Origin of the sequence: Rhizobium grahamii CCGE 502 (genome assembly GCF_000298315.2) — a bacterium.
Lineage (GTDB): Bacteria > Pseudomonadota > Alphaproteobacteria > Rhizobiales > Rhizobiaceae > Rhizobium > Rhizobium grahamii.
Genome location: NZ_AEYE02000012.1, coordinates 1 through 5,622, shown reverse-complemented (window position 1 = coordinate 5,622; position 5,622 = coordinate 1). Strand labels below are relative to the sequence as shown.

Annotated in this window: 4 protein-coding genes and 1 pseudogene; all 5 read right to left on the bottom strand. The window is 59.1% G+C overall.

The annotated features are described in order from the left end of the window. Positions 1 to 134: pseudogene (locus tag RGCCGE502_RS36540) on the bottom strand (S-(hydroxymethyl)glutathione dehydrogenase); the annotation flags it as partial. 133 nt (positions 135 to 267) lie between these two features. Further along, positions 268 to 1,536: a zinc metalloprotease gene (locus RGCCGE502_RS10150; protein ID WP_016554072.1), complete on the bottom strand. Its 1,269-nt coding sequence runs from the start codon at positions 1,534 to 1,536 to the stop codon at positions 268 to 270. A gap of 84 nt (positions 1,537 to 1,620) precedes the next feature. Beyond that, positions 1,621 to 3,630, bottom strand: a complete 2,010-nt coding sequence (locus tag RGCCGE502_RS10145; RefSeq protein ID WP_016554071.1) for an acetyl-CoA carboxylase biotin carboxylase subunit — start codon at positions 3,628 to 3,630, stop codon at positions 1,621 to 1,623. Positions 3,631 to 3,716: 86 nt separating this feature from the next. Continuing rightward, on the bottom strand, positions 3,717 to 4,424 hold the full coding sequence (locus RGCCGE502_RS10140; RefSeq protein ID WP_016554070.1) for a hypothetical protein: 708 nt from the start codon (positions 4,422 to 4,424) through the stop codon (positions 3,717 to 3,719). An 89-nt stretch (positions 4,425 to 4,513) separates the two neighbouring features. Next, the gene (locus tag RGCCGE502_RS10135; RefSeq protein ID WP_016554069.1) at positions 4,514 to 5,449 is read right to left on the bottom strand and encodes a DMT family transporter; all 936 of its coding nucleotides are present in this window, start codon (positions 5,447 to 5,449) and stop codon (positions 4,514 to 4,516) included. Between the last annotated feature and the right edge of the window lie 173 nt (positions 5,450 to 5,622).

Genomic DNA, 5,622 nt, shown 5'->3' with positions numbered 1-5,622 from the left:
AAGTCGTCGGTATGGCAGATGCCCGTCGCCTTCACCTCGACCAGCACTTCGCCGGCCCGCGGTCCCTCCAGCTGCACGGTCATCACTTCCAAAGGCTTGCCAGCCTGTACGGCAACAGCGGCGCGAACGTCCATGTCGAGTGTCTCCTGCTGATTTGATTGCGCGGACCTTCGCATGCACGGCGCGGCGGGCTCAAGGAAAAACTGTCCTCGCGCGGACGTTTCGGCTTCGAATAGACTGATTGCGTCAGCCACTACACAGCTTGCGTCAGAAGAGCTTTTCGGTTGCGAAAATAATGGCATAGCCATGAACGGCAATCGCCGCGTAAAGACCGAAAGCAACCAGCATACTCTCGCCATCCTTCATCTCTTCGAGCATCTGGCGTGGCTTGACAGAGCCACCACTGACGAGGCTGACAAGCGTGAAGACGAGCAGACCGGCCGTCAGCATTTTCGCAGGCAGGCCGATCTCGAATCCGATCCCCAGGATGCACACCGTCACGACGAAACTGGCGGCGATCTGCGATCGTCTTGTGCGGAAGATTTGCCGGAGAACCTGACCTCCGTCGAAACGATGCATCGGCAGCAGATTCAGCAGATTGAAGGCACCGAGGATCAGCATGAAGACGAGCAGGGGCGCGCGCGATGCGAAAGGCAGCAAGCCCGCTTCGGAAAGCTGCGTGGCAACCGCAAGAATCGGTACCAGAAACGCTGACATGCCTGCGCCCATCAGCGCGCAGGTCGCCACCTCGAATAGCGACCGGTACGGCCGGCCGCCGATGGCGATGCCACCCAGAAAGGGCACAAAGATCATCCTCACGGATGCGTGGCCGAACATACGGTAGGCCGCCATGTGTCCAAGCTCATGCAACGCAATCACCAACGTCAGGAAGGTCGAGAGCATCAGGCCACCCGCATTGAGCCCGAAGAACGGCCACAGCAGAAGCGTTGACAGAACCGCAAGTCCACCTTGCACCAAGGGCAACTCGAAGTAGCCCTGCGGCAAAGACTCACCCGTTTTCAACCATCCGTCCAACGCTTGCATTTCGCGGCGGAGAACAAAATAGCGAAACAGGAGAAAGGCCAATCCGCGATAACGGTCGGTCTGCTCGATTTCGAGCATCGCACCCTCGGGCGTCGGCCGAATGATGCGGCGCTCCCGGTAGTGGTTCCAGAACGTGGGATCCAGGGTGCTGTCGTCGATGATGCGTGACTGGAACCCGTGCCCATTCCTCGCAACGCATGGCAACGGCTCGAGGGCGATGAGCCTGCGCGACGGAGAGCCGTTCTTGTCGAGATGCCGATAGGTCTGCTCCACAACGCCTCCGCGATCAGCAAGCGCGCGACTGCTGATCACCGAATGGTGCCAGGAAGCATCAGGACCGGCGGGATTCATCGCCTTCCACAATATATCGGGAGCACATTGATAGGGCCGGCTGAGGCGGATGGTTCTGCGCCCAAGCGGAGCGCGCATCAAAAGCCAGAGAAGGCCAAAATTTATGACCAGCAATAGGATTGCCGATTGGAGCGCCGTCATTCGCTACCTCCGCCCGGCGTCCTGCCAGGGGGCTCACCATAGGCAGCCGGCAGTTAACAAAAGTTAACTGCCACGGCGACCGTGTCAGGCAAACTCGAGGATCACCGCGTCGACCGCCAGGCTCTCGCCCGGCTTGGCATTTATCTTACTGACGACAAGATCGCGTTCGGCGCGCAGCACGTTTTCCATTTTCATGGCCTCGACCACAGCGAGCGTTTCACCTGCCTTGACTTCCTGACCCTCGACCACGGCGATCGAGACCACGAGTCCGGGCATCGGGCAGAGCAGGAGCTTCGAGGTATCCGGCGGAAGCTTGACCGGCATCAGCTTCTCAAGTGCGGCATGGCGCGGCGTCAGCACCTTGGCTTTCAGGGATATACCTTGCCAGTCCAGCCGAAGGCCGTTGAGAACCGGGCGGATCTGCGCAATTACGCTTTGGCCCGCGATCTTGCCGCGCCAAACGGCGTCGCCAGGTCGCCAATCGGTGACAATGTTCGAAACCTTGCCACCGATCTCGATATCCATGTCGAATGGAATTGTCACGAGACCGTCCACCAGACGCGCATCCACATAGCTGTCGCCCAACCTCACTGTCCATTCTTCCCAGCTTGCGCCGGATGGGGCGCGCAACCGATCGGCGAAGCGCTCCCTGCGGCTGGACTCGATCAGGAACGCCGAAAGTGCGACTGCCCCGAGAAAGCCCTCTTGGTCGGCATCCGGCGTAGCCGGGGAAAATCCGTTCGGATACTCCTCGGCGATGAAGCCCGTCGACAGACGTCCCTCACGCCAGCGGGGGTGCTTCATCAGTGCAGCGAGGAAGGGGACGTTGTGTTCGATCCCATCGACAACGAAGCCATCCAGTGCCTCGCCCATCTCTTCGATCGCCTCCAGGCGTGTCGGCGCCCAGGTACAGAGCTTCGCGATCATCGGGTCGTAGTACATCGAAATCTCTGCGCCCTCAAAGACACCCGTATCGTTGCGCACGATAGCGTTCCCGGACCGGCCTTCGGCAGGCGGACGATATCGCGTCAGGCGACCGATCGAGGGCAGGAAATTGCGATAGGGATCCTCGGCATACAACCGGCTCTCAATTGCCCAGCCATTCAGCTTTATGTCGCCCTGTGCGAACGGAAGCTTTTCACCGGCCGCTACGCGGATCATTTGCTCTACAAGGTCGATGCCGGTGACCAGCTCGGTCACCGGGTGCTCGACCTGCAGGCGTGTGTTCATTTCCAGAAAGTAGAAGTTCCGGTCGCGATCAACGATGAACTCCACCGTGCCGGCGCTCTGATAGTCCACTGCACGGGCCAGCGCAACAGATTGCTCGCCCATCGCCGCACGTGTCGTAGCGTCTAGGAAAGGCGAGGGCGCTTCTTCGACCACCTTCTGATTGCGGCGCTGGATCGAACACTCGCGCTCACCGAGATAGACGACATTACCATGGGCGTCCGCGAGCACCTGGATCTCGATGTGACGGGGCTCGACGACATATTTCTCTATGAACACGCGATCGTCGCCGAAGGAGCTTTTCGCCTCGGAACGCGCCCGATCGAAACCGTCGCGCACTTCCGCTTCGCTCCAGGCGATGCGCATGCCCTTGCCGCCACCGCCGGCGGATGCTTTGATCATCACGGGATAGCCTATTTCGGCAGCGATCTTCTCCGCGTGCTGCGCATCATCGATCACGCCGAGATAACCAGGAACGGTGGAGACGTTGGCGGCGTTGGCGAACTTCTTCGACTCGATCTTGTCGCCCATCGCCATGATCGCTTTGGGTTTCGGACCGATGAAGACAATGCCTTCCTTCTCCAGCGCTTCACAAAACGACGCCCGCTCGGAAAGGAAGCCGTAGCCGGGATGGACCGCTTGCGCGCCAGTTTGCTTGCAGGCGGCGATGATCTTGTCCGCCACGAGGTAGCTTTCGGCGGCAGCCGCGGGACCGATGTGAACGGCTTCATCCGCCATTTCCACGTGGAGAGCATCCCGATCCGCATCCGAATAGACCGCAACTGTCGCAATTCCCATGCGGCGCGCGGTCTTGATGACGCGGCAAGCGATCTCGCCGCGATTCGCGATCAGGATTTTCTTGAACATGAAGACTCCACCCAAAACATGCGTTCCGGAGTTTTTACGCATAAAACCCCGGAACGTACAATCGGCGGAAAGAATATCGGTGGATGTCAGGCGACGGCGATTTCGCTTCCGAAGGTATCGTCAACGATCCTCAGCCAGCGGCTACGCCGTGGGGGCCCGGCATACTCGACGAGATGGAGCGTCGAAAGGATGTCAGCCCAACGCGGATGATTTCCGGCTGGAAGCGTTTCCTCGGCGATTTGCATCAGGACGCTCCAGGTCAGCGGCTGAGCATGGATGACGCCAGCATCGCTTGTACCACGCAGAACCCGCGTCACATAGTCGATGTCCTGGCGGGTGATGCCCTTGCGGTCAACTGTGCGCGACAGCTTGTAGCCGCCAATGCCTTCTGTCAGTGCGAGACGCAGCTGATCGAGCGCGAAGGCGCGCAGTTCATCCGGCACATTCGCGGAAATCTCCATTGCGTGCAGAACCAATTCGAGCTCGAGGGCCGAATTGACTACGCCGTCGGTCGAGACCATGCGCATAAGCCAAGCCACGTTTATCTCGTCGAGAGACCCCTGCGGGTAGGTGTAATTGACGATGAAATCCGCGAGCTGCTCGACGAAGAAGCAGTTCCACTCCGGGCATTTCTCTGGGCAGGAATTGTTCAGCGCCAGCATCGCGACCACGTCGTCCGAGGTCCGTATCCCTTCCGGGAAGGTGTGCTTGCGCAACAGACTGATATCTTCGGCCGTCAGCCGATGCTTCCCGGCAATCACACAGGCCGGAAAAGCGAGACGGAATTCGCTCATTTTTGTCTCCAGAACCTCATCATGAGGCCGAAGGCCGTTCTACCGCGAGCGAATTGATGATCCCTCAATAAGCAGTGTTAACGGTGCGCTCAATCGGTCACGATATTTTTAACAGTCGTGCCCGCACGGCGCTCCCGCCAGATGATGAAGAGGCCTGATGCGACGATAATCGCGATGCCGATCCACTTCGAAAGGTTCGGGAAGTCGCCGAACAGCGCATAGCCCAGCACCGTCGCAGAGATGATCTCGAAATATTGAAAGGGTGCAAGCAGCGACAGAGGCGCCAGCCGGAAAGCTCGTACGATGATCATGTGGGCATAGCCCGAAATCGTCCCAAGGATCAGCAGCAAAGCGAGCGCCAACGCCGAGGAGGGCAGGGAAAGCTGGAAATCACCAACTCCGAGCCCATTGCCCACCAACAGTGCCGCCGCCATGAAGGCCGTGCCGCCAATGCCCGCCATGGTCTGCATCGTCAGCGGCGAATCGGCGGTCCCGATTGCCCGGTTCAGGAAGAGGTAAAGCGAATAGAGAAACGCGCAGAAAACGGGCAAGAGCGCTTTGAGGCCAAAGATCTCGTAGCTCGGCTGGATGACGACCATCGCGCCGCCGAACCCGACGACAATTGCCATCCATCGTCGCCAGCCGACCTTGTCGCCAAGAAAGATGGCCGACAGCGCCGTGAGCATCAGAGGCTCGACGAAATAGATCGCAAATACATCCGCAAGCGGCATGTATTTCACGGCAACGAAGAAAAGCAGACTGGCTGCGCCATGGAGGATGCCCCGCAACAGATTCATCCAGGGGCGCTTTGCATGTAGCGCTTTGCGACCGAAGATTACGAACAGAAACGGAAGCGTACAGACGAGCTGGAAAAAGAACCGATAGAACGTCACCTGGCCGGGCGACATGGACTCGAAGGTCGCCATGTATTTGGCAATTGCATCCATCGCCGGCAGCACAAGCATAGCGCCAGCCATCAGGGCCATGCCCTGCAGAGGATTTTGGTGTTCCGGGGGATTGCGCATCGGTGAGATTCTATTTTGGTTCAGGCGGCTATACCGAAAGTTGGCCGCTTGGTGAAGGGAGCATCTGGCGCGGAACCAAATCGCTCAACCGCCCACGATCGGGAAAACTGTTCCTCGGGCGGCAGGTCAGCGTGCCAGGAATCTATCCAAATTCGTTGTAGATGAATCGTTTT